This window comes from Paenibacillus sp. FSL H3-0333 (genome assembly GCF_038002805.1).
GTDB classification, from domain to species: domain Bacteria; phylum Bacillota; class Bacilli; order Paenibacillales; family Paenibacillaceae; genus Paenibacillus_AQ; species Paenibacillus_AQ silagei.
On record NZ_JBBODG010000001.1, the window covers coordinates 4,005,527 to 4,030,904 of the forward strand.

At 37.7% G+C, this 25,378-nt stretch carries 33 protein-coding genes and 1 pseudogene; all 34 read left to right on the top strand.

The annotated features are described in order from the left end of the window. The first annotated feature begins 31 nt into the window (after nucleotides 1–31). The 34 genes and pseudogenes from thyX (at nucleotide 32) to MHH78_RS18250 (ending at nucleotide 25,237) form a co-directional block, all read left to right on the top strand. Entirely contained in the window at nucleotides 32–772 is a 741-nt protein-coding gene (thyX, locus tag MHH78_RS18090; RefSeq protein ID WP_341168304.1) for an FAD-dependent thymidylate synthase, read from the top strand. Nucleotides 773–1,107: 335 nt separating this feature from the next. Beyond that, nucleotides 1,108–1,392 carry a lysostaphin resistance A-like protein gene (locus MHH78_RS33950; protein ID WP_445668099.1) on the top strand — a complete coding sequence of 95 codons (285 nt, stop codon included), beginning with the start codon at nucleotides 1,108–1,110 and terminating at the stop codon, nucleotides 1,390–1,392. Between the two features lie 9 nt (nucleotides 1,393–1,401). Continuing rightward, a complete protein-coding gene (locus MHH78_RS18095; RefSeq protein WP_341168305.1) occupies nucleotides 1,402–1,635 on the top strand; it encodes a hypothetical protein in 234 nt (77 codons plus the stop codon). Continuing rightward, the gene (locus MHH78_RS18100; RefSeq protein ID WP_341168306.1) at nucleotides 1,632–1,805 is read left to right on the top strand and encodes a hypothetical protein; all 174 of its coding nucleotides are present in this window, start codon (nucleotides 1,632–1,634) and stop codon (nucleotides 1,803–1,805) included. Before MHH78_RS18095 ends, MHH78_RS18100 begins: the two co-directional genes overlap by 4 nt. Beyond that, nucleotides 1,795–2,094: a hypothetical protein gene (locus MHH78_RS18105; RefSeq protein WP_341168307.1), complete on the top strand. Its 300-nt coding sequence runs from the start codon at nucleotides 1,795–1,797 to the stop codon at nucleotides 2,092–2,094. Before MHH78_RS18100 ends, MHH78_RS18105 begins: the two co-directional genes overlap by 11 nt. Nucleotides 2,095–2,097: 3 nt before the next feature. Beyond that, on the top strand, nucleotides 2,098–2,445 hold the full coding sequence (locus MHH78_RS18110) for an AbrB/MazE/SpoVT family DNA-binding domain-containing protein (RefSeq protein ID WP_341168308.1): 348 nt from the start codon (nucleotides 2,098–2,100) through the stop codon (nucleotides 2,443–2,445). Between the two features lie 415 nt (nucleotides 2,446–2,860). Then, a complete protein-coding gene (locus tag MHH78_RS18115) occupies nucleotides 2,861–3,181 on the top strand; it encodes a hypothetical protein (protein WP_341168309.1) in 321 nt (106 codons plus the stop codon). Then, nucleotides 3,178–3,351, top strand: a complete 174-nt coding sequence (locus MHH78_RS18120; RefSeq protein ID WP_341168310.1) for a hypothetical protein — start codon at nucleotides 3,178–3,180, stop codon at nucleotides 3,349–3,351. The genes MHH78_RS18115 and MHH78_RS18120 overlap by 4 nt, the downstream gene beginning before the upstream one ends. Before the next feature lie 255 nt (nucleotides 3,352–3,606). Further along, nucleotides 3,607–4,026: a hypothetical protein gene (locus MHH78_RS18125; protein WP_341168311.1), complete on the top strand. Its 420-nt coding sequence runs from the start codon at nucleotides 3,607–3,609 to the stop codon at nucleotides 4,024–4,026. Between the two features lie 222 nt (nucleotides 4,027–4,248). Then, nucleotides 4,249–4,464 carry a hypothetical protein gene (locus MHH78_RS18130; protein ID WP_341168312.1) on the top strand — a complete coding sequence of 72 codons (216 nt, stop codon included), beginning with the start codon at nucleotides 4,249–4,251 and terminating at the stop codon, nucleotides 4,462–4,464. Nucleotides 4,465–4,516: 52 nt separating this feature from the next. Beyond that, nucleotides 4,517–4,840, top strand: a complete 324-nt coding sequence (locus MHH78_RS18135; protein ID WP_341168313.1) for a hypothetical protein — start codon at nucleotides 4,517–4,519, stop codon at nucleotides 4,838–4,840. Nucleotides 4,841–4,871: 31 nt separating this feature from the next. Continuing rightward, complete coding sequence (locus MHH78_RS18140; protein ID WP_341168314.1) at nucleotides 4,872–5,066, top strand: hypothetical protein; 195 nt, start codon at nucleotides 4,872–4,874, stop codon at nucleotides 5,064–5,066. Nucleotides 5,067–5,069: 3 nt separating this feature from the next. After that, entirely contained in the window at nucleotides 5,070–5,396 is a 327-nt protein-coding gene (locus tag MHH78_RS18145) for a hypothetical protein (RefSeq protein WP_341168315.1), read from the top strand. Next, nucleotides 5,389–7,224: a hypothetical protein gene (locus MHH78_RS18150; protein WP_341168316.1), complete on the top strand. Its 1,836-nt coding sequence runs from the start codon at nucleotides 5,389–5,391 to the stop codon at nucleotides 7,222–7,224. The genes MHH78_RS18145 and MHH78_RS18150 overlap by 8 nt, the downstream gene beginning before the upstream one ends. A 36-nt stretch (nucleotides 7,225–7,260) precedes the next feature. Continuing rightward, nucleotides 7,261–7,899, top strand: coding sequence for a sigma-70 family RNA polymerase sigma factor (locus MHH78_RS18155; protein ID WP_341168317.1), 639 nt, complete (start codon nucleotides 7,261–7,263; stop codon nucleotides 7,897–7,899). Between the two features lie 12 nt (nucleotides 7,900–7,911). Further along, nucleotides 7,912–8,121 carry a metallophosphoesterase gene (locus MHH78_RS18160; protein ID WP_341170337.1) on the top strand — a complete coding sequence of 70 codons (210 nt, stop codon included), beginning with the start codon at nucleotides 7,912–7,914 and terminating at the stop codon, nucleotides 8,119–8,121. Beyond that, nucleotides 8,122–8,643 (top strand): serine/threonine protein phosphatase, encoded by a 522-nt coding sequence (locus MHH78_RS18165; RefSeq protein ID WP_341168318.1) that lies wholly within the window; start codon nucleotides 8,122–8,124, stop codon nucleotides 8,641–8,643. 208 nt (nucleotides 8,644–8,851) lie between these two features. Continuing rightward, nucleotides 8,852–9,082 (top strand): hypothetical protein, encoded by a 231-nt coding sequence (locus MHH78_RS18170; protein ID WP_341168319.1) that lies wholly within the window; start codon nucleotides 8,852–8,854, stop codon nucleotides 9,080–9,082. Nucleotides 9,083–9,118: 36 nt separating this feature from the next. Next, the gene (locus tag MHH78_RS18175) at nucleotides 9,119–9,448 is read left to right on the top strand and encodes a hypothetical protein (RefSeq protein WP_341168320.1); all 330 of its coding nucleotides are present in this window, start codon (nucleotides 9,119–9,121) and stop codon (nucleotides 9,446–9,448) included. A gap of 15 nt (nucleotides 9,449–9,463) precedes the next feature. Next, nucleotides 9,464–9,760, top strand: a complete 297-nt coding sequence (locus tag MHH78_RS18180) for a hypothetical protein (RefSeq protein WP_341168321.1) — start codon at nucleotides 9,464–9,466, stop codon at nucleotides 9,758–9,760. A 363-nt stretch (nucleotides 9,761–10,123) separates the two neighbouring features. Then, entirely contained in the window at nucleotides 10,124–10,693 is a 570-nt protein-coding gene (locus tag MHH78_RS18185) for a metallophosphoesterase family protein (protein WP_341168322.1), read from the top strand. Between the two features lie 522 nt (nucleotides 10,694–11,215). Beyond that, nucleotides 11,216–12,346: a hypothetical protein gene (locus MHH78_RS18190; RefSeq protein WP_341168323.1), complete on the top strand. Its 1,131-nt coding sequence runs from the start codon at nucleotides 11,216–11,218 to the stop codon at nucleotides 12,344–12,346. Between the two features lie 84 nt (nucleotides 12,347–12,430). Beyond that, the gene (locus MHH78_RS18195) at nucleotides 12,431–12,919 is read left to right on the top strand and encodes a hypothetical protein (RefSeq protein ID WP_341168324.1); all 489 of its coding nucleotides are present in this window, start codon (nucleotides 12,431–12,433) and stop codon (nucleotides 12,917–12,919) included. A gap of 280 nt (nucleotides 12,920–13,199) precedes the next feature. Further along, complete coding sequence (locus tag MHH78_RS18200; protein WP_341168325.1) at nucleotides 13,200–13,613, top strand: ParM/StbA family protein; 414 nt, start codon at nucleotides 13,200–13,202, stop codon at nucleotides 13,611–13,613. A 262-nt stretch (nucleotides 13,614–13,875) separates the two neighbouring features. Then, nucleotides 13,876–14,130, top strand: a complete 255-nt coding sequence (locus tag MHH78_RS18205; protein ID WP_341168326.1) for a hypothetical protein — start codon at nucleotides 13,876–13,878, stop codon at nucleotides 14,128–14,130. Then, complete coding sequence (locus MHH78_RS18210) at nucleotides 14,121–14,420, top strand: hypothetical protein (protein ID WP_341168327.1); 300 nt, start codon at nucleotides 14,121–14,123, stop codon at nucleotides 14,418–14,420. Before MHH78_RS18205 ends, MHH78_RS18210 begins: the two co-directional genes overlap by 10 nt. 133 nt (nucleotides 14,421–14,553) lie before the next feature. Beyond that, nucleotides 14,554–18,516 (top strand): PHP domain-containing protein, encoded by a 3,963-nt coding sequence (locus MHH78_RS18215; RefSeq protein ID WP_341168328.1) that lies wholly within the window; start codon nucleotides 14,554–14,556, stop codon nucleotides 18,514–18,516. A gap of 429 nt (nucleotides 18,517–18,945) precedes the next feature. Further along, on the top strand, nucleotides 18,946–19,122 hold the full coding sequence (locus tag MHH78_RS18220) for a hypothetical protein (RefSeq protein ID WP_341168329.1): 177 nt from the start codon (nucleotides 18,946–18,948) through the stop codon (nucleotides 19,120–19,122). Beyond that, nucleotides 19,113–19,703: a hypothetical protein gene (locus MHH78_RS18225; protein ID WP_341168330.1), complete on the top strand. Its 591-nt coding sequence runs from the start codon at nucleotides 19,113–19,115 to the stop codon at nucleotides 19,701–19,703. The genes MHH78_RS18220 and MHH78_RS18225 overlap by 10 nt, the downstream gene beginning before the upstream one ends. Nucleotides 19,704–19,922: 219 nt before the next feature. Then, the gene (locus MHH78_RS18230) at nucleotides 19,923–21,590 is read left to right on the top strand and encodes a recombinase family protein (RefSeq protein ID WP_341170338.1); all 1,668 of its coding nucleotides are present in this window, start codon (nucleotides 19,923–19,925) and stop codon (nucleotides 21,588–21,590) included. After that, nucleotides 21,517–21,924, top strand: a pseudogene (locus MHH78_RS18235) (AAA family ATPase); the annotation flags it as partial. The gene MHH78_RS18230 and the pseudogene MHH78_RS18235, both read left to right, overlap by 74 nt. Nucleotides 21,925–21,956: 32 nt before the next feature. Further along, nucleotides 21,957–23,246, top strand: a complete 1,290-nt coding sequence (hflX, locus tag MHH78_RS18240) for a GTPase HflX (RefSeq protein ID WP_341140060.1) — start codon at nucleotides 21,957–21,959, stop codon at nucleotides 23,244–23,246. 175 nt (nucleotides 23,247–23,421) lie between these two features. Next, nucleotides 23,422–24,675 (top strand): methionine gamma-lyase family protein, encoded by a 1,254-nt coding sequence (locus tag MHH78_RS18245; protein ID WP_076079352.1) that lies wholly within the window; start codon nucleotides 23,422–23,424, stop codon nucleotides 24,673–24,675. Nucleotides 24,676–24,703: 28 nt separating this feature from the next. Continuing rightward, entirely contained in the window at nucleotides 24,704–25,237 is a 534-nt protein-coding gene (locus MHH78_RS18250; RefSeq protein WP_076079351.1) for an AAA family ATPase, read from the top strand. Nucleotides 25,238–25,378 lie beyond the last annotated feature (141 nt).

Here is a 25,378-nt window from a genome sequence, read left to right on the forward strand (position 1 = left end):
CCGTTTTTCATAATTAAAAGGGAGAGATTTAATGAACGTCCAACTAATTGCTAACACACAATTATCAGATTCATACAGAAAGCATATCGAAAGTGATATACAATTTGATTACAACGAAAGAGCTGCTATTGCGCTCACTGCTATCAGAACTTGTTATTCGGCAAATCCACCCTCAGAAATCCTTTCTCTAGAAGGTAATAAATACTTTGGTTATAAAGCTACTGATGGTAAAAGTGGCACTGAAGCAGACCGTTTATTCCGTCATATCACCGGATCAGGCCACACTAGCACTCTTGAACACCTTAATTATACTTTTGCGATTGAAGGAGTAAGCCGTGCTCTTATGGGACAATTAACACGCCATAGACATCTTTCATTTAGTATTCAATCAATGAGATATGTACCAATGAGTACAGACAGTAAATCAAAGGGCTTTAATTATGTTGTGCCTGAAAAGGTTGATGAACGTGAGTTTTCAGAGATGCAAACAGCAAGAGATATTTTTGAAGCAGCAATGGAATATGCTCAGGGTGCCTATGATCAACTACGAGCAGCAGGCCTACCGCAAGAAGATGCACGGGCAGTTATTCCACAGGCCGCTACAACAAACATTGTACTGACGGGTAATCTACGTTCTCTGCTCGAATTTTACAACAAGCGTAAGCCAGGGAAAGGCGCACAATATGAAATTACTCAATTGGCGGAAGGTATTAAATCAGAAATCCTTGGAGTCGATGAATGGCTGACTCCATACTTTGAAGAGAAGCAATAAATAAACTAAAAATAGCTATATACAAACTAAATATAATAATATATAATAAAACTCAGATAAGGCGATAAGCCAACATCTGAGTTTTTTATTTTGAAGGGGAGCGATAATATAAATTGTTAAACATACTCAACGTTGTACCGACACTAATACTTGCCGCAATACTTTATGTAAGAAGTAAAACATTTAAATCTGACTTGATGAACCTTAACAAGACTGCTGCAGATGACATCTTTTACTCGTTCTGTATCTCGATTATTGGATTCAACGTCCTAACTGCATTATCATCTATGTTCTTTTTAAACACCACAACTAAGTCAGACATGAGAACACCTATGATGTACATATATGCAGTATTATTCAGTCCAGCATTTGAAGAATTGATCTGTAGAAAACATCTGACAAAAATAATCAATAAATATTTTAACTGGTGGATTGCTGCTTTAATCAGTTCCTTGATATTTTCATCACTGCATTTTAATCTAACTGGTTTCATGGGATACGCATTTATTGGAATGGTCTGGTGCTACTATTATCGCAAATCCAATAATATTCTTGTTCCGATCTTAAGTCATTTTTTATTCAACTATACTGCAATTTTAATACAATCATTGAAGGGATGATCAATACATATGAAACAAAGTAAAGAGGCAGAGATTCTGTTATCACTCTGTTGGAAGAATGGTCAGAGAGCATCAACTACATTCATTATTGGTGACAAGTACACATTTGAAGAGAAAGATTTTAAACCAACTGAAAATACATATGAAGAACTTGAACAGTATCGTGATAGTGGAGATAAACCTATTAAAATTTATCGTAATGGAAATTACGTAAATATCACCGGAGGAGCTTTAGAGGAATGAGGAGATTGTGGAGTAAACTAATAATCAATTTATTCTGGTCTGAATCATTTAAACAAGTTAGGGCGAAACATTACAATATGGCCTACGAGCAGGGACGATTTGATGAAAAAGCAGAAGCGATTTATGGAATTATTGATTATAAATCTATGGAGGAATTTTATGAAAACTAAAGAGTTGAAAGTTAGCGATGCTGCCAGAGAATCCTATATGAAGAATTGTTGGAGAAGTACTGCAAAGTGTGAGTCGCTATACGAGGTTGATTATAAAATTAGAAGAGCAGCATATTTGGGAACAGTAGTTCAGTCATATCCTGAGAGAGTTATTCATTATCATAATCTAAGGCTAGTAATTAAAAATAATAGTATTTTTGAATTGTTTATGAATGGTGAAGAATACATATGGATTAGTGAAAAACGAAAATATACATATGATAAATTGAACGACAAAGTGTTGGTGTAGATCATGACAACGCTAATGATCGACAAAGAAAGTACATATAAGGCTACCATAACGGAAAAAGCAAACACTGGGTTCTACAGACTGACTATTCCTGCACCAGTTAGAAAAATCCTTCAAGTTGCTCATGGAGACAAAGTTAGATTAGGAACTAAAGATAATAAATTAATTATAATAAAGAGTAATAACGGAGTTGGTATCACAGTGAATAAGGATGGAAATATTCATCTTCCTATTCGGTTGAATGAAAGATACATGATTGGATCAGGTGATGTTGCTTGTTTCAACTTAGAAGAAGAAAGAGTTGTAATCGAATTTAAATATAGACTACCCAATCAAACGTATGGTAAATGACATGTCAACTAAACGTGAATATGAAGATAAACATTGGAAATGGATTATTAGATATGAATTTGATAAAAAGAGGCTGTCTCGGAAGTCCAAGAAAGCTCTCAGGAGACATTTTGATGAGATGGCACAAGAGCACGAACAATCGGAAGGCTTTAGATTATATGATCTTCCTGAGTGTGAAATCTGCAATGGAACTGGAAGAGAAGATCCTTACGATTTAGAATGGACATTCTTCGATTGCTTGAATTGTTCTGGAACGGGCAAGATAGGGTGGAAATACGATGAGTCAGGCAAGAAGCAACCGATTAGGCGGTTTTTGAAGAATAAGACTCGAAAATACCGCATGAAATAAGGGTTTTTTAGCCCAAATATGCTGATGAAATCCCAATTTTATCAAAACAAGAAAAAGGAGAGAATTATGACACCAGAACGAATAAAAGATATCAAAACGTTTTTGCAAACACTAGACTCAAAATGTGAACTCGCAGAATGGTTAGAAGGACTGCTTATTGCTATAGAAGAGACTGAGCAGCTAAATAGAGACAAAAGTCATGATAAAGACACGATGAAATTTATGAATGACTCACTATCTGCTAAGTTGATAGAGGCACAGAAGTTCATAACTCAACTGGAGACTGAGCTTGAAGAAATGACCATTGACCGGAATATATGGCGAAGCAATTCTACAGATTGGGATGGACAGGAAGAGCTTGTATATGAGGAAGGAGATAACCAATGACAGATATTGTATATGCAATTCAACAGCAACAATTACAGAAGACTTATGGTGAACTTAATGCATTATTGGCTTTGCACTACGATCCAATGAAGGGGTCTACAGTAAGGTTCGAAGAGTTGAATGAACTTATTAAGAATTTTATTAATGGCTTAGGGGATTTAATCGGATAGAAAAGGAGTGTGCCAATATGAAATGTAATTATTGTGGGAACACATTGAAGCACGATGATAAATTGATGCAATTGGAAAGCTGGGATTTTGGAGAACATCATAAAAATATGTTCTGCAACATAGATCACATGGTATTACATGTTTTAATTAATCGTTATGGAATGGACGTATCGGCAGCCGAAAGATTGATTCCCAATTATTAAATAGCCTGATAAAAGACAAGTTTTACATAGGAAATAAAAGGGGGGAACATTCGTGTTCGATAAACTAAAAATGAATTTAAGGAATAGATTAAAAAGTATTCTGGGGGTAACAGATCTTGAAAATGAATTAACAAATTTTAAACGTACTACAGGAAGCAGTTTAAATAGGCAAGAAGAAGAAATTAAATTAATACATAAGCATATACAGAATAGCAATATTAAAATCGAAACCCTACATAACACCCTGTCAAACGTTGTTTCGATGGGAAGTGATATTACTCCATATGAAGGAAATAGTTGGGCTGTTGTTTGTATCGAGGGCAACCACAATATTGTTAAATTCTTTGATTTAAGCCGACAAGACGGAAGAGAGATGCTGAGAATGTTGAAATCATTTGAGGGCGGGAAATATGTCAACGATACTCCGATTGGATTTTTTCCAAAAACATTTTTTGTTGATTGGGGCAAATAACCTAATAGAAGTTTAGTTTCATGAAGAGTGGACGCAACTATACATGAAGGGAAGATGATATATGAACATTGTTAAGGAAGAATATTTTTTCTATGAGTGGCTTAAGTGAGGATACGTTTTCTAAACTATCAACTGTCGAAGTAGAGAAACTTCGAACTGAGTGGAAAACATGGTTTGATAAACAGTAATGACAATACAAGGAAATAGTGAAGGAGGAATAACTTGATTACACAGGAGAGATTTAATGATATCGAATCTGAGTATGGTTGCGGATATTATCATTTATGTTGGGAGAAAGCTTGTCCTTGTGCAATAACAACTGAGAACAAAGGACTATCAAAAGAAATATATGATAAGTTCATTGAAGAAAATGAAAAACTGACTGAAGATTTGTACGAAGATGACTTCTATGATTTTTATAACGAAGATTACAACTGAAATATGATCAAATACCTGTTTCATTCAAATACATAAAAGAGGGTGACGGCCAATGAATGTTTTTAAAATAGGTAGGTATTGGATTGCTGCAAATAAACCAGAACAAGCCTACTATGAATGGTTGGACTATAGTAGTGATTTTGAGAATTTATTCGACCTTAGCGAAATCAAAGAAGGAGAAGAATGGACAGAGGAAATTACAATTAAACGTCTTACATCTAAGCAAATTGATAATGAAACGGTTCCCTGTTGTAATGGCGAAAATGATTGTGATAAATGCGATGGATTGAATGACAATGTTTACTCAACGTTTCGAGAGATTATTGAATCAAAAAGTGAAGAAGAATTCCCTTGTGTGATTGCAATTGAAGAGTAAGTAAAATATCTATTTCATAGGGAGTTAGATAATGAGAGTAACCAGAACAAAAGACTTTTCCGATGACAGAGATAAATTAGTATTACAAATCAAATGGCTTTTAAATGAGATGGAATATGCTCATGGTTTAATCGAAGAAGGGAATTTGAAGGAAGCAAAGAGTGTCTTGTATAAAGAATTTGAATTGAGTTTTTGGTATACCGTGGGATCAGGAAAGGGTGTATAACACATGAAAACAGAGAATTGTGTTGGCTGCGGAAAAGATAAACCCCAGACAAAGATGAAGCAGTTTAATGGTGAATTATTGTGTAAGTGGTGTAGAAATCAGGAAGCATTAAATAAAGAGTTCGGCACACTTGAAAACAACACTGAGCAAATTTCTGATAAAATTATCGATGCTCAATCAGATCTTTTATATTGGGAAGAAGGATTGAAAGTGGCAAAAACAAAGCTTGAGGAAGCAAAAAATACGCAGTTGTTTAACGAGTTAGATATTTTGAATTTTGATTGGAATCGATGGGTTCTTGATGAACCAAAGGAGGAAAGTAATGAGTAACCCAGTAGAAATTAAAGTAAACGTAATCAACCAATTAAAACTGTTACGTCAAAGCACATTCAAAGACAAATTGTCATTCTTAGATGAGGATATTCAAAACGCACAGCGCGCAAAAGCGACTGAAGTAAAAGTAACTGTAGACTACAATAAAGACAAAGTAACGATTGAGAATAATGGTAAGATTCTTTTTAATCCCCAGGCACTATTCTCAATCGCTGAGTCTGAGTGGGATGAGGATATCCAGAAATCAGAATCACCTTTTGGGATGGGCTTCTTCAGTAATATTACAGTAAGTGACTATATTGAAGTGTTTACAGGGAATAAACATATTGTTTTCAATGTTTCTGACATGATCCAAAACAATAAAACACAGATTGAAGTCAACGAAATTGAAAATACATATGATGGGTTCAAACTAATTCTAAACAACTTTGACTTCAAACAAGTGAGTACATCTAGCATTAGAGAACGAGTCGAGATGCTTGGCAAGTATGTACATGAACTTGATATTTTTTGTGATTGTAAGTTACAAGAAAAGAAGGATTTGACTGAAGGTGATGGGAGTGTATTCATTAGTAGGATAGATGATGAAGCACTCAAAGGTTGGATTGCATTGCATACGGGTTTTTGCCAAGATTTAAATGTATTTTACAAGGGGCGTTTCGTAACCAAACTTGAAAATCTCTATTATGTAAAAGGTGATTTACACATCACAGATAAGGCACTGAATCTAACTTCGCCAGATCGTAAAGATATAGTCAGAGACAATAAGTATTATGAGTTTTTGAGAACTGTTAAATCATATATTCAGGAACTAGCAAACACCAGTTTCCTAACCGGAGAACAAAAATGCATAGATAGTCATGTTGATTCAATTTCATACTACGCTGATAAAGAAAAATTAAAGAATGAAATGACATTCTTGATTTTCAATACAGAAGATGAAAAGGATTCAAAATATCTAAGCGGTATTGCACTAGCTAAACGCGACAATGTTGAAATGAAAACTATCAACCAGTATGAAGTATTTCTCAACTCTAAAGCAGCAAAACAATCTGAGTCCAATTATAACGAAATTGAAATTAAGGTAGACATAAAAAGTAAAGCTCCGCAAGCTGAAGGAGTTCGATCATGGAGAGGTGACGAGGGTAGTTCTGGAGGTCGGAGCGAACCAAAAATCGATGGAGATAAAACAGAAGAGAAGAAAGGCAAACAAATTGATTTCGACTTTGAGCCTGTGTTTTGGTTGGGCTTTGATCAGGTGATTGAGCAAGAAGCCAAATTCAAGATTGCTGAACACTACAAGTTAAAGATTATTGTTTCGAGAAATAAATTTGAAAGTAGCGTTCTTGAACTGTTGGGGAATGAGCAAAACATTATACATATTTCACAACTTACCGAGAAGACAAAAATTAGAGCGTCTTTATCAAATACAGAATTAAAAAGCACTGAAGGCAGAGCGTTGATGTTGCTCGATATGATTAGCCGTATGGTTGGGTTTAATAGAAATGTTTTCGCTATTGGAGATTTGATGATACTCAAGGAAACATCTGTGGAGGCATTGAACCATACTATTGAGGCAATCGAAGATAAATTCACTGCAATTCATGATGCTAAAAACAATAAGATTTATATTGATAGAACGGTTATTGATAAAACAGCCTTAAGAAACGATTTAGATGAGAAATTAGATATTGAGGATTATAAGTTCATTCTGTTTAATCTCAAGGAAATCGTTCGAGAATTAAATTTGATGAACTTCAATGAAATCAATGTCAAACCAGATGATCTATATGAGCGGATTATCAACACACTGGCTGTCGCATAAACACATGAAATCTATGGTTTATTGGAGCGAATGTATATGAAATTAGAACACATTAAATTTAATTCTTCGCTTAACAATGAAAGTTCAATAAAAAAAGCAAAGAAAATTGGCAATAAGGATCTGCGAGATAGAATCATCAATAACAATATTCCACTTGTCATAATGTTAGTAAATCGTTGGCGAAGTCTAGGTTCAATTGTCGATCCTGAAGATCTACGAAGTATGGGGTTAATCGGCCTCTTGAAAGCATATGAAGCATTTGATTTGGGTAAGAAGATTAAGTTTTCGTCATTCGCTGGAAAAGTAATATGGAGAGAGTTTATGGCTAATGCTCGTTATGACCAAATGAAGTGCAGAAGTAAATACATAGCAGTGAGTATGGATAGTTCAGTATATATTTCAAAGAAGGAGAAAAAAGAATTGAAAATTAGAGATATTATTTGTGATGATATTCCCACTGAAGAATATTCATTGATTGAAAATATGATTTTCAGTGAAAATCTTGAGCAATTAATTGACTATGCATTGAAGGGAAATGAACAAACCGTAGCTAAAAAGCATCTTCTTGAGGGGAAAGGTTTTACGGAGATCAGTTCAGAAATGAATATTTCAAGGCAGGGTGTTCATCAGATACATAAGAGATATTTGCCTCAATTGGCATTGGCTATAAATTAAGGAGGAATAGACATACGAACATTAGTTATTAGTGATATTCATGGTTGTTACGATGAATTCAATGCTCTTCTAACAAGGGCCAACTACGATCCATCTGAAGACAAACTCATACTGCTTGTCGACTATGTTGACAGAGGTCAAAAAAGTAAGCAAGTAGTTGCACAGGTAATGAACATGATTAAGCACGACAATATTACTGCTCTTCGCGGAAACCATGATTAGATGTTTCTAGACGCTATGACCCAGAGCGATGAATCTTGTGCTGTACATTGGACTAGAAATGGAGCCATTAGTACATTAGTTAGCTATTGCGGGATGGACTTATTTGAAGAGGGATTTGATTGGGATAAGTTTAATGAAGCTAAACTGCTAATTCAAAGACACTATTCCGATCATCTTAAGTTCCTAAGTGAGTTACCATATTATCATGAAACTGATAGTCATATCTTCGTACATGCGGGAATTGATCCATATAAAAAATCCTGGAAAGATACGAGCAATGAAGACTTTATTTGGATTAGAGAAATGTTTTACAAGCAACCAAACATGAACACAGAAAAGACGGTTGTATTTGGACACACTCCAACACTTCACTTTCATGATAGTGCTGAAATATGTTTTAGTTCTGATGGAGAAAAGATAGCTGTGGATGGAGCTTGTGCATATGGTCGTCAGCTTAATCTGCTTGAGATTAAAGATGGCGAATACCGCTATCATTCAGTTCAAAGAGGTGTGACCCATTAATCAATTTGCAATTTCAATGTCTGGATTTCTCTGGTGTCTGCTTGTACTTATTGTATGTGTCATCAATAGAGATTCTAATACTGTTGGTTGGTTGTACTGGACACTGGCTATGGGATTGTTAGCTTGGCGGAATTATTTACGTTGCGTAAAGAAGAGTGAGACTAAATAGGTTGGTCAAAGATGCGTTTCGTAAGGAAAGGAGAAACGGATGGATAAATGGATAACAATAAATAATGTTTGGATTAGAGATTCTTCCTCAAAAGAGCAGTATGGATATGTAATTAGAAACAACCCAAAAGATCATAGAGGTAAAATAGTGTCAATGGACACGGCAAAACAAATGGTCGAAAAGGATATCTTGGAGATATCTAACTGGTCATATTTATCGGCCTGTAGTGTTCCAAGAGATTTTATTGATGATGCAAAAGAGGTATTGTAAAAGGCTGCTTTTATCAAATACAAGAGGAGAGGCGTCATGGAATTAAAGATGACCGAATTTCAAATTGAATCGCTTTCTAAGTGGTTGGGATATTATGAAAACAATAACCAGAAAAGTGCATCAGCTACTGGGACTTATGCTGGAATAAAATATGTTCTTCAAGAACTTCAAATTTTTTACGATATTGCCACTAGAAAAGACAACATAGAAATAATCACGCCATCAGAGACGATAGATCGTTTAGTGAATTATATGAATAAAAATAGCATTGACGCACAATGGAATCTTGGAGTTGCCTCTGGGATATGCTGGACGCTTGAACTATTAGGGATTCTTGATTCAAATTATGCTGGATTAAAAGACTAGGGGAGAATAGTACATATGACGGTGATTTATAAAGTTGAGCAAATTGATTATATGGGTTATCCAGCCTACGAAAGATATTTTAACGATAAGAATAATGCCGAACAAGACTTTGAAGATCGACTACTATATATCAAAGAAACTGAAGATATTGTTGAACCAGAAGAACACGATGAAAAGAACGAATTTTTACTTGGGGATAAAAATAAAATTAAGGCAGAAACCGTTTGGTATTGGGAAAGATCGAGCTATGAATACGAAGAATACGATAGATATCCTATTGAATTAAACCTTAGAGAGATTGAATTGAATTAAAGAAATACCATAAAAACTGAATTTCATACAGAAAATAGGTGAACGATTAATGGATAAAGGCAAGATCCCTAAAGGTTCTTACTGCTACGATGATAATGGATATTGTCCATACTCTCGTGACGATGAAAGATATAAATACAACGCATATGGGTTCGGCTACGTAACATCGAGAACCTGTGATTATCTTAATCTTAATAGCGCTCAGTTAGATTTCGAAGGAGTATATAAGAAGAATGGAAGTAAGTGTTATACAGCTCATTTAATTTATGATTTGTGCAAAGTATGTGGAGTGAATAGATAAATGATTGTCGAATACATAAGAAACATGCGATTGCCCGAGAAATAAAATAGAGGAGAATACATATGTCACAAACATGGTATACAAGTGACACGCATTTCAGTCATAACAATATACTTAAGCACGAGAACAGGGCCTTTGAAACAGTTGAAGAAATGAATGAATCTCTGATTGAAATCTGGAATAATACAGTCTCCAATAATGACACCATATTTCATCTTGGAGATTTTGCATTTGGTGGAGTGACAAAATGGGAGCCTATTCTGTCCAGACTCAAAGGGAATATCAATCTTATTCAAGGAAATCACGATGACAAAAAAGTACTGAAAAGAGTTGCTCATCATTTTGATTCCATTGAAACGATGGTGGAAAAGGTTATTGATAAACAGCACTTGTTTTTATTTCATTATCCTATTGAGATTGGTTTGACTCCAAATGCTTACTCTATCCACGGCCATATTCATAGCAGAGAATCAAATTATGTGAATCAAATCAATGTTGGAGTGGATAGTTCCTTCACAAAGAAAAACGTTGGATTCGGCAACCTGATTCCTGAAGAGTTGCTGTTGCAGGAATTGGTTACACGAAAAATACAAATTCTTGATCTGAGATCAAATAGAGGTGAGAATGTTTGAAAGACTCGCTCTATAAATACACAAAAAAATTGATTAAGCAGTCTTATCCTAAATACAAGAAAGTTCAAGCTGGAGCAACACTAAAAGAAATCATTGTTCAACGAAAAAGAAAAGTCGGACGATGTATAGGGATTAATACATACTATCACTACGAATATTATGAAGAACGAATTCCGATGGTTAAATTTACTGAGGTCTGCACAATTGGCTATATGAGATCTGATGAACACAACATCAATGTGGCGGTAGACCAACGGAATAAAACAGTCTATTGGAATTTTGAAAGAAAGTGCTGATGAAACTTTGATTTCATGTCGACACAATATCAGCTACGCACAATATATTGTGGACAAAATTATTCGATTTTAATTTATATATGTCAAAGCAGTGAAATGAATTCCTGAATATGGTTAATAGTGAAAAAGAATGGTATAGTTTGGATGTAGACGCTTACAAATCTAGGAAAGGAGATGTTATATTAGAATACTAGTGTTCATAATAACACAAAGGAGAATGATAAGAATGAAATTTCGTAAAGGAATATTTCTTGTTGTCTTAATACTGGTACTTATGATAACTTCATCTGCATATGCAGCCGGAGAGAATGTCCAGGGCATAGAAAGCAAAGATCAAAAAAACGCAGTTGGTATTCAAACCGCTCAAATAGTTGGAGAACGTTTTCTTCAAGAATCTGGAATAGAAAATTGGAATCAATCTACTTTAGTTTATTCAGAAACCTTTTATGATTTAGATGAAACAGAGTCTGCTTATTATTTCTTGGTTAACTTTAATAATAAACAAGATGGCTATATTATTGTATCCGCCATTAAGGAGAGAGGGCCAATACTTCAATTTGGTCAAGGAACTCTTGAATTTGATAAAACGAAAGGTTCAAAAGGATACTTCTTAGGTCTGCAAATTATTTATTCGGATAGCGGTAGTGAACTATTATCAAAAAGTGTAAACATTGATAAAAAGTCATCAGAGCAAAATCCCGGGGTGCGAACTCTCAAAAAGACACCGGAAAGCAGTGTCCCTGTTTGGGATAAATACTTATCTTTGGAAAAGTCAATTACCCCCATGATCGTTTATCCTACATCAAAAGAACTTGCCGTAACACGTGTTTGGCAAAGAACTCCTGGAGTTAATCACCCAACTACTTCATGTGGCCCTGCAACCGCTGCTATGATTGTGAATTATTATAATTATGTAAGGGGTTATTCCTTAAAAGGCTCTTATTATTATTTCTCAGATGCTGCCTTCATAAATCATTTGTACACTGATCTGGGAACAGGAAGTTTAGGAACTTCTCTATCATCAGCGTATACTGGTTTGCTAACTCATTTGAATCATGATTACACTCTCTATTTTAGAGGGATGTCGTATAATTCTGGAGTAGGAAACTACGGAGTATATAAAGATGCAATTATGAGTAATAATCCAGTAGCAATTCGATATAATTATTTTGTAAGTAGTGATTCTTATACCAATTATCATTTTGTTGCCGGGAATGGATTTAAAACAGTTTCAGGAGTAGATTACTTTGGCGTCAAAGACCCAGATTATGGCGAGAACTATACTGCTACACAATGGATCAACTGGTTAACGAATGATGACGACTTCGGCATGATTCTAACATTCCCACAAACATAGTAGCAGTCATCTCCGCTAGATAATAAAAACTACTTATATCTTATATTTGTTTAGCGGAGTATTTATTTAAAAGGAGGCATACTTATGAAACTAAAATACTGGGCAGCATTAATAGGTATGATACTTAGTATTCTATGTGTTTTTGCGGTAGACATTACAACCTTCAAGTACAGAGTAGGAAGGGGAATTTCCGGAAATGGAAATCCTGGATTAATAGCATTGGCATTATCATGGACATTTTTTACAGTAACTCTAACATTGCTTGCATTCATATTTGTAGACTTCCTGAAAAGAAAATCCAATAAATTGATTCAACTTGCAGTGGCAACTCTTTCTGCGACTCTTCTAATTTCGATGGTTTTTGCAGAATTAAGAGCAATTAACATATTGGAAAAAAATTTAAATGGATTCTCAAGCGATAGAGATTCAGTTGTTTTTCGTTTTACTTTAATCAACCAATATACTAATACTCTCTTCTATAACTGGTACATCTTAATTTTTGGTATTGCGTTGGCGCTATTTATTTCTTGTCTTATTGTTTTATATGGTAATAGAAAAAATAAAAATTCTTGAGTGTTCTTACTTATCTTTTGACCCTCACAAAAGATTCAATCAATATTTGAGAATTAATTGACATTGCATTGATGATGGGTGATAGTGAATGATTTGAGGAATTATCCAATACAAACAATGAGTTAGTTCAATCAATATAAACTAAAAATAACTAAACATATATAAAATTGAATGTTATAATCTTCATAAGGACTGTATTACAAGTGAATCACTTTAATTTACTTTATATACACCATATAAGGAGGTTATATCATGTCCTCAAATGCATCACCAAGTTTAAGTGTTATTGACCTGGGTTTTTCGGTATACAAAAGGCAAGAAAGGCAAGACAATCTATTTACAGCCATCGATTACTGGTGAACCACAAGACATGTTTGAACAAAACATTAAATCTAACCATTTCACTTACAACGATGAATTGTTTATCGGAGATCTGGCACAGGGCTATAGTGACATCAAGTATTTTTCATTGAAGGACAATAAGAGCGAAGCGATGACATCTGAAGTACTTCTAAAAACAGGACTTGGCTATCTAAACAGAAGCAACCCGTTCAACTTAGTTACTGGACTGCCTGTTTTGTTTTATTTCTCACAATTGTCTGACATGGAAAAGTTAATTGAAACTATTGGAGATCAAAGTACATATGGGATCAGAAAAGGAAATCAACTAATAAAAGATGTTAAACTAAAATAAATGAATATAAAATTTATCCGCAAGGATATGGCATAGCAATGAGTTATCTTCTCGACAAGAATGGCAAACTTATCAACAAACATATAGCCAGGAAGAGAATTCTTGTCATTGATTTAGGTTTCTATACTTTGAATCTTTTGGGTTTGGATAAACTCGATATCATGAAGGAATCAACCAGCCTACTCTTGGGAGTAGAAAAGGCATATAAACTATTGAGAAGATATCTTGTGAACATGTTGGAAAAGCTCCATCAATCTATGAGATGGACCAATATGTTCAATCTGGATTTTATGAAGGGATTAATATTAAAACGTTAATCTCAAAAGCATTTCAATCCTTAGCATTGCAAATCTTAAACGAGGTCGAAGGGCTGAACATTCAATTTGATTATTACTTTATTGGTGGAGGTGCGGCATTTCAGATTTTCGATGCTTTAACTTTGAAGAACAAGATTCTGTTTGGACAGATGGCTCAGACAGAAGATTATGAGAATGCCGGGGTGAGACAATGGGGGTAAAAGTTGTGATTGCTCGGTTAAGACCGAAGAAAGATGACGACATACGCCTAGCTCTTAGCAGATTGCCTTCGCATTATGATGAGAGTGATGTCATAAGAGAAGCGTTGAGACAATTTCTCTTTAGTCACAAAGGAAGAATTCCTCAATTGTTTGGACGCCAACCAGAAACAGAAAATAATGATATTAACCCACTTAATAAAAATCCCGAAAAAGAGATTCATCTTGAGAGGGTAATGGATGAAGAAGACGATGATTTGGAAGCAGCATTAGATAATTTTATTAAAAAGTAGGCTTTGCCTACTTAATACATAGATTTTCTCCATATTTCGTTTAGGAGGTGGTTAAAAACGTTGATTCTAAAGGGTTTTTTGGGCCATATTTGCTTATGAAATCAATATTTTATCGTGACTTGTAAGAAAGGAGATGTTATTCATCTGTAATCAATGTAATTCAATACTACTACATAATCACACTGACAGAGGCTCTAATCTCAAACTTCGAGATACTACAAACACCATAGAGGGGTTGATTCAAACCGCTAATGATATGGGGCATAAGGGTTTAGCCATAACCGACCACGAGTCTGTAAGTTCACATGTAAAAGCGATTCAAATCACCGAACAACTAAAAAAGAATGAAAAAATAGCTCAAGACTTTAAACTAATCTTAGGCAATGAAATTTATCTAGTAGAGAACACAGAAGAAATTCGCACCAACTATAAATCTGGTGTAACGAAGTTTCCACATTTCCTCTTACTTTCTAAAGACGCAATTGGACACGAACAAATTCGATACATGAGTTCAAAAGCTTGGGCAGATTCGTTTTTCACTGGCCCTATGTTAAGAACTCCTACTGAAAGAGGATTGCTTGAATCTATAATCAAAAGAGATCCTGGACACTTGATTGCTTCTAGTGCGTGTCTGGGGTCTCCACATTGTATCTATCTACTTGAAATGAAAACACACCACGAAAATAATGATTTAGAGAAAGCAAAAGAAAGCTATAAAAAAGTTTGCGATTTTACTGAATGGTGCATTGATGTGTTTGGGAAAGATGATTTTTATCTCGAACTCCAACCAGCTTATAGTGAGGAACAAATATATTGTAATAAACAATTACTTAAACTTTCCAATAAATATGGTCTTAAATACATAATCACTACTGATAGTCACTTTCTGCGTCCAGAAGATCGAATTGTGCATAAGGCATTCTTGAATGCCAAAGAAGGAGAACGTGAGGTAGATGCCTTTTATGAAGCTACTTTTGTTCAAACGATTGATGAGATGTCAGAGCGACTAAATTATCTAGAACATGAAGTAATCAAAACAGCCTTAGACAATACAATAGAAATTGGAAATAAAATTCAAGACTACACAATTCTTAAACCGACTGTTATTCCCAAGATTGATTTACCTGACTTTAATCTTCGTGGAACTTTCAGATCTGTATATGGAAAATATGAATTTATAAATAAAATGGCACACTCAGAAAACCCACAGGACAGATATATAGTTAAATTGATCGAAGATGGTTTTTATGAGTACTTGCCCTACAATACATATTCAACCGAAAAATTGCATTCTGTGGCTGGACGTATAAATGTTGAACTAGGTGAACTTTGGAAGATTTCAGAAACACTTAATCAGTCAATGGCGAGTTATTATATTACCGTCAGAGAAATTGTAAATGTAATTTGGGATGATGATTGTGGAAATAGTCTTGTGGGGGTTTCTCGTGGTTCTGCTGCTGGGTATCTTATCTGTTTTCTTTTGGGAATTACGCAGGTTAATCCACTGGAGTATGGAATTGAAATGCCACATTGGAGACACCTTACAGCAGAACGCCCTGAGTATCCTGACGTAGATATCGACACAGAGGCCGCAAAAAGAGATCAAATATTCAGACAGCTAAAACAATACTTTGGTGAAAAACGAGTATTGCAAGTATGCACTTTTGGAACCGAAGCATCCAAATCTGCTGTTCAAAGTGCAGCCCGTGGTCTTGGAATTGATAATGATGTAGCAATGTATGTTTCAGGACTAGTGCCATTTGAACGAGGAAGTAACTGGACACTTTCAGATTGTGTGAATGGCAATGAAGAGAAAGAAAGAAAGCCTGTACAAGAATTTATCTCTGAAATCAATAAACACGAACATTGGCTAAATGTTGCAATGAAAATTGAAGGACTTGTAAACAAACGCAGTATCCATGCCAGTGGTGTTATTGTCTTTAATGAAGAATTCTATAAAACCAATGCAATGATGACTGCACCAAATGGAACACATGTAACGCAATTTAGTCTTGAGGATTGCGAAGCAGTTTCAAATATGAAATTTGACCTTTTGACGATTGAAGGACTTGATAAAATTCGAGTCACATTAGATACATTACTTGCAGAAAACCTCATGGAGTGGCAAGGCACAATACGCAAAACCTACAATCGTTATTTGCATCCCAACAAAATTGACATGGTCAGTCCCAAAGTATATGACCTAATTGGATCGGATAGTATTACTGATTTATTTCAATTCTCTACTGAAATTGGGATTCAAACAGTAAAAAGAACAAAGCCAGCAAACTTGATTGAGCTTGCTTCTGCCAATTCACTAATGAGACTAATGGGAAGTGGACATGGAACTGAAACACCTATTGATAGTTTCATTCGTTTCAAAAACAATATTGGTGAATGGTACGAAGAACTTCACAAGCATCAACTTAATGAAGATGAAATTAAGATACTTGAAAAACATCTTTTAACACTGAACGGTGTTGCTGACACACAAGAATCTATCATGTTGTTGTCAATGGACGAAAAAGTTGCAGGGTTCTCAATACAAGATGCCAATAAATTGAGAAAAATCATTGCCAAGAAAAAGGCAACTGAAATTGAAAAAATTAAGAAGACGTTTTACAAAAAAGGTTTAAAACTGGGCAATAGAACTGAAATGCTTGATTACGTATGGAATGTGCAGATCGTAAGACAGCTAGGATATTCATTCTCAATCCTTCACACACTTGCATATTCAATTATTGCTCTACAAGAAGCAAGTCTGAACATCAACTATAATCCCATCTATTGGAGAACCGCATGTCTAACAGTCAATTCAGCATCCATAGACAATGAATCGGACGCTGATGAAGAAGACACTAAATCAAAGTCGCAATCCACTAACTATGGTAAAATTGCTTCTGCAATTGGGAACATGCAGAGTCGCGGAGTAAAAGTTGGTTTGCCAAATATCAATAAGGCTTACTTTGGATTCAAACCTGATATTATCGAAGATCAAATCATATTTGGATTAAAAGGTATTAATGGTATTGGTGATGATGTGGTACAGAATGTAATTCAAAATCGACCATATGCTTCATTTGATGATTTCCTGGTTCGAATGTATGACACCTCAATCATTAAGAAAGCTCAATTAATTCAACTAACCAAAGCAGGATGTTTCGAGACATTTGGTGATCGTATTTCTATAATGAAGACTTTTGTAAACAAACTCTACATACCAAAAGAAAAACTAAATTTTCAGAATCTAAATGCTGTAATTGAATGTGGTCTTATCCCTCAAGAGATGCAACAGTATTCTAAGCTCTTTAATTTCAGAAAGTATGTAATGAAAAAAATACATAGAAAAGTTAATAAAGACAAGTACTATGCACTAGATAAGATTTCTACTCCATTTTATTATGAGAATTTCTCTGATCAGGGAATCAAAGAGTATAGTGGCAACTTTCCAGTGATCAGCGAGAACGTATTTAAAAAAGAATACGATAAAAAGATGGATGGAATTAGAGAGTGGTTGTCATTACCTGAAACACTAGAACGGTTTAATGCTAAACAATATGAAATGGAATGGGGATCTGTTGCCGAAGGTACAGTTAGTAAATGGGAAATGGATTCGTTATCTTTCTATTATACCGAACATGAGCTTGAACATATCGACTATGTACGTTACGGAATTAGTAAATTTGGGGATCTGCCAGAAGAACCAATTGTTGTTTCAACAATGACATTCAGAAACGGTAATAGCAGACCTAAGTTTAAACTTGATTTTATCACAGGAACTGTATTAGACAAAGACAAGAACAAACACACTGTGGCCCTTCTAACAACTGATGGGGTGGTGACACTTAAATTTTCCGATGGTGAATTTGCATACTACAACAAACAAGTGTCTAAGCCTAAGCCCGATGGAGGGAAACAGATTGTAGAAAAGACTTGGTTTGCCAGAGGAAATAAATTAGTGCTGTGTGGATATCGTAGGGGAGCACAATTCAAACCACATCGATATAAAGATACTAATGTTAAGCACACAACCATGCTCATAACTGCAATTGCCAAAGATGGCTCAATAAAAGTTGAAACAGAAAGAAAAAAATAAATATAAGAAGGGGAATTGAATTATGGAAGAAAATCTCACCAAACTATCCAAATCATCAATTGAAAAACTTCTAAATCGTCCAATCTCAGACGAATACTACAACCTACTACTCAAGGAGTCATTAATTAATCTCTTAGAAACGAAGGAAAATGAAGAATATGAATAAATATAATAACAATAATGAACTTGATTATCACAATATCTTATGCAAATAAATTCTTTCCTGATCCACAGGATAAGGAGGTGACCAATTATTCAACATGTGCGGGATGTGGCGAAGAGGTAAGTTTGAGCGATGTTGCTGAAGGTGAAATTTTAGACATCTATGGTATGTGTGTGCACGATGATAGGCAGTGTATTAAGGATGCTATGCAAGCGAGAGTTGTAACGTTAGATGACATTGTTAATGAAGAATAGGAGGGTGATTATTTGAATTTGGTAGGACATAATATTGGATTGGTTGAACAGTTGAAAATGCATATGATTAAGAAATTGAACGAATATCATAGAGACGGATTTATTGTCGAGGGCAAATTTCAGGAACTCTTGATAAGAGAGACTGCTGCACTAGATGAACGGTTAGAGGTAATGAAGGAATGGCTGTAAAGAAAAACGAAGGCAAAATATTTGAGGATAACTTTCAAGCTTCAGTTAAGGGCGTTGACGAGAAGATATTTTTTACTCGAGTAAAAGATACCTTCATACCCCCAGATCTTCGACAACGAGTTAAGGTTACAAAGAACGACTACGATTGCATGTTGTTTGCTCGATCACATCTTTTTACGCTTGAACTTAAATCAACAAAAGAGAACAGATTTAGTTTTGACGAAAGCATAATCAAGCAGCACCAGATTGATAAGTTAGTTGAGGCAAATACATACGACAATATCATATCAGGTTTTATAATGAACTTCCGTGAACCTTTAAATAAGGTGTTTTTTGTTCCGATTCAAGAATTTATTGATTATCAATACATAGCACAAAATCAGATCAAAGAAAACAAATATAAAAATAAAATTAATAAATCAAGTATTCCAAAGGGCATCTGTGAAGAAATTGGAATTGAAATTAAAGGCTTTAAGAAGAAGGTTAACTGGCATTATCATATTAAGGATTTTATCACGGAGGCAATGAATTATAAACAACAAGGGGGACAAATCAACGAACACTCAAAGAAACAATCATAGTTTTGAAATAATACCTCACTATGAAGAAAGTAAAGACAGCTGTATAAATGAGACAATTGAGAAGAATATTGAACAAGTAATCAAATACATAATGAAGAAATATTCCAAAAACATAAGAAATGAAGTATAATAAACTAATGATAACTATAATAAGGAGATGTCATTTGATTGATAACCTTAAAAGGATCTGAAAAATTTAATAAGCAACAACTAGAGGCCTTGATTTCAAAAATCAAGGCTATTGTTTATGCTCGTGTTTCTACCGATATGCAGGTTGATAATTATTCAATAGAATCTCAGATTGAAAGATGTGTCAATCTAGCAAATCAGAAGGGAATAACAGATGATGAAATAGTTGTCTTAGTGGAAGATGGTGAGTCCGGTGATAATCCAAACCGTCCAATGATTAACTATGTTTGTTTTCTTTTAGAGTACGGTATTGGAGATCATGCAATATTCTTACACCCAAGTCGGATGAGTCGTTTTCTCCAATTACAGACTCAAATATCTAACCGTATATGGGGACTAGGAAAAGATTTTTGGTTCGTAGAATTCGATTTTGACAAATCTAACCCAGAATCAATGTTGAATTTTAATATTCAGGGGTCCATATCAGAGTACAATAAAGCAAAAATACTTGCAGATACTAAGCGAGGTAGGACTACTAAGGTAAAGAACAATTTAATACCCGGTATTAATAGAATATATGGATACCATTATGATAAAGAGTTAGATACATTGGTTGTAAACCCTCAAGAAAAAGATGTGTATTTGAAAATGGTAGATTTGTTATTAGTTCAGAATTTCAGTGTGTCAAGAATAGCTTTTGATTTGTCCTTAAAGGGAATTGCCGCTCCAAAGGGTAAAAGATGGTATCAATCAACGATTAGCAGAATACTAAAGAATGAAACATATATAGGTACTTTCTATTTCGGAAAGACTAAAGTAATAACTAATCTCGATGGAACAAAGAAGCAAGTGCCCCAGCCACGTGAAGAATGGACATTAATCACTGTACCAAGTTATATTAACCAAGAAACATATGAAAGAATACAGAAGAAAATTGAATCATTAAATACAAAAACTAGAGGTAGGCCATCCGAAGATTATTTATTGCGAGGATTATCTAAATGTGGTCGGTGTGGAGGAGCAGTATCATCAGGAACTAGCAGTAAAACAAATGGAGCAATTCATAAATATTATACTTGTGTGAAAAAGGCGAAAAAATCATTTGAGGTTGGCTCTGGTGAATCAAATCAATTGTGTAGAGGGAAGAACTGGAGAGTTGACTATGTTGATAAAATGGTGTGGGAATATATATTGAATATAATCCTACACCCTGAAAGTTTTTTGACCAGAATATTGAATAAACAAAACGAGCATCAAAACACCGATGATCTTATTAAAGAAAAGAAAGATTTGATAAAATTAATAAAAGAAAAAGAGTATGAAAGAAATCGCTATACTGAAATGTATGCGAGTGGAATTATTAAAACGTTAAAAGAAGTTGAAGAAAAGGTACAGAATATAGATCAATATATCAACGAACTTAAAGAGAGTCTGCACTATATTGATACTAGCCTTACTGAAGTAATACATGAAAAAAACGATATTGCTAAATTGACTCAAAGTATTAGTGATTTGCAAAAAATATTGAGCGAACACATTACAATGGAGGATAAGCGCAATATTGTTGGTGTGTTTATAAAAAGAGTAGTATTTAATGAAGATAATAAGATAGACATTTTCATGAATTTCACTCAAGATAGAGGATATGGGTTCACAAAGGAAATAAATACACATGGAAATATAATCATTAGTGAAATCGATGGAGGACCACCGCAGCCAGTTTGTCCTGATTCTGGCCGGGTATTCCGGAGAGATTGACTATTTTCTGATGAGCAATCCGGGTCTGCCCTCGCGGTTTCCGATCCAGGTTGAATTTCCCGATTATACCATCGACCAGCTGCTGCAGATTGCCGAGCTGATGGCCAAGGACCGTGATTATATTTTGATGCCGCAGGCCATACTCAGACTCAAGCAGCATTTGCTTATGGAAAAGACAGAGAGTCTGCATGCTTTCAGCAATGCAAGGTATGTACGCAACAGTATTGAGAAGGCGGTACGCGCACAGGCTGTGCGGCTCTTGAACCAGTATGAGAGTACAAGTCCGGGCAAGCAGGAGCTGATGACGCTGCGGACCGAGGATTTCAAAGGATAGTCCAGGAAGAATAGATGAGGAGCATGGAATGAATGGCAACTACAACACATGACACAGAGACAGAAGTGCAGGACCGGGCGATTCTTGTCAGTCTGGTGACTGACAAGATCAAACGCACCGGGATCGACCCTGAGCTCTCGCTTCAGGAGCTGGTACAATTAGCAGAGACCGCCGGGGTAGAGGTTCTGGATGTACTGCGGCAGAATAAGGAGACCCCGGATTCAAGATGGTTTATCGGTAAAGGTAAGGTGGAAGAGCTTCGGATGGCCGCTGACGGGCTTGGCGCGAATACCGCGATCTTCGATCAGGAGCTGTCCGGGGCGCAGGTGCGTAATCTGGAAGAGGCGCTGGATCTCAAAATCATTGACCGTACACAGCTGATTCTCGATATCTTCGCCGGACGCGCGAAGACCCGGGAAGGGATCATCCAGGTAGAGCTGGCCCAGCTGTCTTATCTGCTGCCGCGTCTGTCCGGGCAAGGCAAGAATCTGTCGCGTCAGGGAGGCGGAATTGGTACGAGAGGTCCCGGAGAGAGCAAGCTGGAGACGGACCGCCGGCATATCCGTGACCGGATTACCGAGCTGAAGCGCCAGCTGGATGAGGTGGTCAAGACCCGTGAGCTGCACCGTGAACACCGCCGCAAGAGCGGTGCGGTTCAGGTGGCACTGGTAGGCTATACCAACGCGGGCAAATCCACGCTGCTGAAGCAGCTGACCGATGCCGATGTGTACATCGAGAACCAATTGTTCGCTACCCTTGACCCGACCTCGCGTGTGCTTCAGCTTCCGGGCAGCAAGGAGGTCGTGCTTACGGACACCGTCGGCTTCATTCAGAATCTGCCGCATGATCTAGTAGCCTCCTTCCGCGCTACGCTGGAGGAAGTCAATGAAGCCAATCTGGTGCTGCATGTGGTAGATTCCTCTTCTCCGATGCGTGAGGAGCAGATGGAGGTCGTTCAGAGTATTCTGCAGGATCTGGGCGCGGCAGGCAAGCCGCAGATCGTATTGTTCAACAAAATCGATCTGTGTCAGCCGGAGCAGCTGGAGATGCTCCCGACCGGTGAAGGCTTCCTGAAGATCAGTGCTTTTAATGAGGAGGATCTCTCACGGATCACGGAGATCATCAGCGATCAGCTGGCCGGGGATACTCTGATCTTCCGCATTCCCGGTGACCGCGGGGATCTGTCCTCTCTGCTCTATCGGGTGGGCGAGGTGCTTGAACAGGATTATGACGGAAGCGATGTACTCTATAACGTGCGACTGAATAAAGAGGACTACGATAAATGGAGCTACAAGCTGGCTGAATTCGTGGAGCCGCAATAATTTCTTAACTGAACCCGTTTGGATCTGACTTGGCTGGTTAGAGATGAAGCATCTATATCCCCGCATTGCAACAGTCTGCTTTGGATACTGATCCAGGCAGGCTTTGCTGTGCGGGTTGTGCCTGATGCATAAGCAGGACATCATTATACAGAATGTTAGGAGAGATGAAGGGGACATGGCAGGATTTGCAGAGGATTTATTACAGGCGGCGGAAGCTGCAGAGCTAGAAATCGAAGGTGCGGTCAAGGCGCTGGATCGGATTGTGGATCATAATCAGTGGAAGGTGATCGAAGCCTTCCAGCGTCAGCATGTGAGTGATTTTCACTTCGCAGGTTCTACCGGTTATGCCTACAATGACCGGGGGCGTGAGGTGCTGGATCTGGTCTATGCTGAAGTATTCGGTGCGGAAGCTGCGCTAGTCCGGCCGCATTTCGCTTCAGGAACTCATACCATATCTACCGCTCTGTTCGGTGTGCTGCGGCCCGGAGATGAGCTTCTGTACATTACAGGGCGCCCCTATGATACGCTGCACAAGGTGGTGGGGAAGCCAGGAGACGGGACAGGCTCTCTGGCGGATTTCGGCATCGGCTACCGGGAGACAGCGCTGACAGAAGAGGGTAAGGTTGACTGGGAGGAGGTCGCCTTAGCAATAAATGACAAGACTAAGGTCATCGGAATCCAGCGTTCGCGCGGCTATGACTGGCGTTCTTCCTTCACGGTCGCTGAGATTGGCGAGATGGCAGCACGGGTAAAAGCCATTAAGCCGGATGTTATCGTATTCGTGGATAACTGTTATGGAGAATTCACAGAGACGCTGGAGCCGCCGCAGGTTGGCGCTGATCTGGTCGCCGGTTCGCTGATCAAGAATCCCGGCGGCGGAATCGCCGAGACTGGCGGTTATATCTGCGGCCGTGCAGAGCTGGTGGAGCTGGCGGCCTACCGTCTGACTGCCCCTGGAATCGGCGGTGAGGTAGGTGCGATGCTCGGCACGACACGCGGCCTGTATCAAGGCCTGTTCATGGCCCCGCATACGGTGGGACAGGCTGTGAAGGGAAGTATCTTCGCAGCGGCGGTATTCCAGCGCTGCGGCTTCACCACCAAGCCTGCCTGGCATGAGCCGCGTACGGATCTGATTCAGGCGGTGGCTTTTGACGGACCCGAGCATCTGATTGCCTTCGTACAAGGAATCCAGCGCGCAGCAGCGGTAGACAGCCATGTCGTGCCTGAGCCTTGGGACATGCCGGGGTATGAGCATCCAGTCATCATGGCTGCCGGGACATTCATCCAGGGCGGAAGCCTGGAGCTGTCAGCCGACGCGCCCATCCGCGCACCATATATCGGGTATATGCAAGGCGGATTAACCTATTCTCATGTCAAATACGGGGTATTAATGGCTCTTCAGAGCATGAGGGAGCGCAAGCTGCTGTAGTTCTCGAACACATAGGAGGCAGAGGCCGATGTACGAAGCAGAAGCAATCGAGGGATTGTTGCAGAAAAGGAGTGCGGACAAGGCTCCACTAGTCGTCATGATGTGCGGAGTAGCGGGTTCGGGCAAAACGACTTTTGCGCTTAAGCTGGAGCATGAGGGGTTCGTCCGGCTGTCCATCGATGAGGATATCTGGAGTACATATGGCCGCTACGGGATAGATTATCCTGAGGAGGAGTACGAATCCTTGAAGGAACAGTCGGAACGCAAGCTGCGCAAAGAGCTGGTGCAGCTGGTTCAGGCGAAGCGTCATGTGGTGGTGGATTTCAGCTTCTGGCAGCGGCAGCGCCGGGATGATTACAAGCAGCTGATCGGGGAGTATGGCGGGAAATGGGCTGTGATCTTCCTCAAGGTACAGCCTGAAGAGCTACGGCGGCGGCTCCTGTTAAGAAGCGAGCGGATGGATGCCAATGCGGCATTCACCATTACCGAGGAGATTCTGACCCGTTTCCTGAACGGATTCGAGACTCCGGCTGGAGAAGGGGAATGGGTCGTTGAAGCGTGACATGCTATGAAACATGTACAGTAAGCCTTTAAGGCCCCCGCAAAGCACCTATTTCGTCATCGGAACTAAAGCCCTGTTATGTGGGCGGATTTTGCCTGCGGATTACTCTTTGTGATATACTTCGGGGAACCAAATCCCATG

What these genes read in the sequence shown, in the direction of transcription:
- thyX (WP_341168304.1), top strand. Translation starts at nt 32, where the DNA reads ATGAACGTCCAACTAATTGCTAACACACAATTATCAGATTCATACAGA.
- MHH78_RS33950 (WP_445668099.1), top strand. Translation starts at nt 1,108, where the DNA reads ATGTACATATATGCAGTATTATTCAGTCCAGCATTTGAAGAATTGATC.
- MHH78_RS18095 (WP_341168305.1), top strand. Translation starts at nt 1,402, where the DNA reads ATGAAACAAAGTAAAGAGGCAGAGATTCTGTTATCACTCTGTTGGAAG.
- MHH78_RS18100 (WP_341168306.1), top strand. Translation starts at nt 1,632, where the DNA reads ATGAGGAGATTGTGGAGTAAACTAATAATCAATTTATTCTGGTCTGAA.
- MHH78_RS18105 (WP_341168307.1), top strand. Translation starts at nt 1,795, where the DNA reads ATGAAAACTAAAGAGTTGAAAGTTAGCGATGCTGCCAGAGAATCCTAT.
- MHH78_RS18110 (WP_341168308.1), top strand. Translation starts at nt 2,098, where the DNA reads ATGACAACGCTAATGATCGACAAAGAAAGTACATATAAGGCTACCATA.
- MHH78_RS18115 (WP_341168309.1), top strand. Translation starts at nt 2,861, where the DNA reads ATGACACCAGAACGAATAAAAGATATCAAAACGTTTTTGCAAACACTA.
- MHH78_RS18120 (WP_341168310.1), top strand. Translation starts at nt 3,178, where the DNA reads ATGACAGATATTGTATATGCAATTCAACAGCAACAATTACAGAAGACT.
- MHH78_RS18135 (WP_341168313.1), top strand. Translation starts at nt 4,517, where the DNA reads ATGAATGTTTTTAAAATAGGTAGGTATTGGATTGCTGCAAATAAACCA.
- MHH78_RS18140 (WP_341168314.1), top strand. Translation starts at nt 4,872, where the DNA reads ATGAGAGTAACCAGAACAAAAGACTTTTCCGATGACAGAGATAAATTA.
- MHH78_RS18145 (WP_341168315.1), top strand. Translation starts at nt 5,070, where the DNA reads ATGAAAACAGAGAATTGTGTTGGCTGCGGAAAAGATAAACCCCAGACA.
- MHH78_RS18150 (WP_341168316.1), top strand. Translation starts at nt 5,389, where the DNA reads ATGAGTAACCCAGTAGAAATTAAAGTAAACGTAATCAACCAATTAAAA.
- MHH78_RS18155 (WP_341168317.1), top strand. Translation starts at nt 7,261, where the DNA reads ATGAAATTAGAACACATTAAATTTAATTCTTCGCTTAACAATGAAAGT.
- MHH78_RS18165 (WP_341168318.1), top strand. Translation starts at nt 8,122, where the DNA reads ATGTTTCTAGACGCTATGACCCAGAGCGATGAATCTTGTGCTGTACAT.
- MHH78_RS18170 (WP_341168319.1), top strand. Translation starts at nt 8,852, where the DNA reads ATGGATAAATGGATAACAATAAATAATGTTTGGATTAGAGATTCTTCC.
- MHH78_RS18175 (WP_341168320.1), top strand. Translation starts at nt 9,119, where the DNA reads ATGGAATTAAAGATGACCGAATTTCAAATTGAATCGCTTTCTAAGTGG.
- MHH78_RS18180 (WP_341168321.1), top strand. Translation starts at nt 9,464, where the DNA reads ATGACGGTGATTTATAAAGTTGAGCAAATTGATTATATGGGTTATCCA.
- MHH78_RS18185 (WP_341168322.1), top strand. Translation starts at nt 10,124, where the DNA reads ATGTCACAAACATGGTATACAAGTGACACGCATTTCAGTCATAACAAT.
- MHH78_RS18190 (WP_341168323.1), top strand. Translation starts at nt 11,216, where the DNA reads ATGAAATTTCGTAAAGGAATATTTCTTGTTGTCTTAATACTGGTACTT.
- MHH78_RS18195 (WP_341168324.1), top strand. Translation starts at nt 12,431, where the DNA reads ATGAAACTAAAATACTGGGCAGCATTAATAGGTATGATACTTAGTATT.
- MHH78_RS18205 (WP_341168326.1), top strand. Translation starts at nt 13,876, where the DNA reads ATGGACCAATATGTTCAATCTGGATTTTATGAAGGGATTAATATTAAA.
- MHH78_RS18210 (WP_341168327.1), top strand. Translation starts at nt 14,121, where the DNA reads ATGGGGGTAAAAGTTGTGATTGCTCGGTTAAGACCGAAGAAAGATGAC.
- MHH78_RS18215 (WP_341168328.1), top strand. Translation starts at nt 14,554, where the DNA reads ATGTTATTCATCTGTAATCAATGTAATTCAATACTACTACATAATCAC.
- MHH78_RS18225 (WP_341168330.1), top strand. Translation starts at nt 19,113, where the DNA reads ATGGCTGTAAAGAAAAACGAAGGCAAAATATTTGAGGATAACTTTCAA.
- hflX (WP_341140060.1), top strand. Translation starts at nt 21,957, where the DNA reads ATGGCAACTACAACACATGACACAGAGACAGAAGTGCAGGACCGGGCG.
- MHH78_RS18245 (WP_076079352.1), top strand. Translation starts at nt 23,422, where the DNA reads ATGGCAGGATTTGCAGAGGATTTATTACAGGCGGCGGAAGCTGCAGAG.
- MHH78_RS18250 (WP_076079351.1), top strand. Translation starts at nt 24,704, where the DNA reads ATGTACGAAGCAGAAGCAATCGAGGGATTGTTGCAGAAAAGGAGTGCG.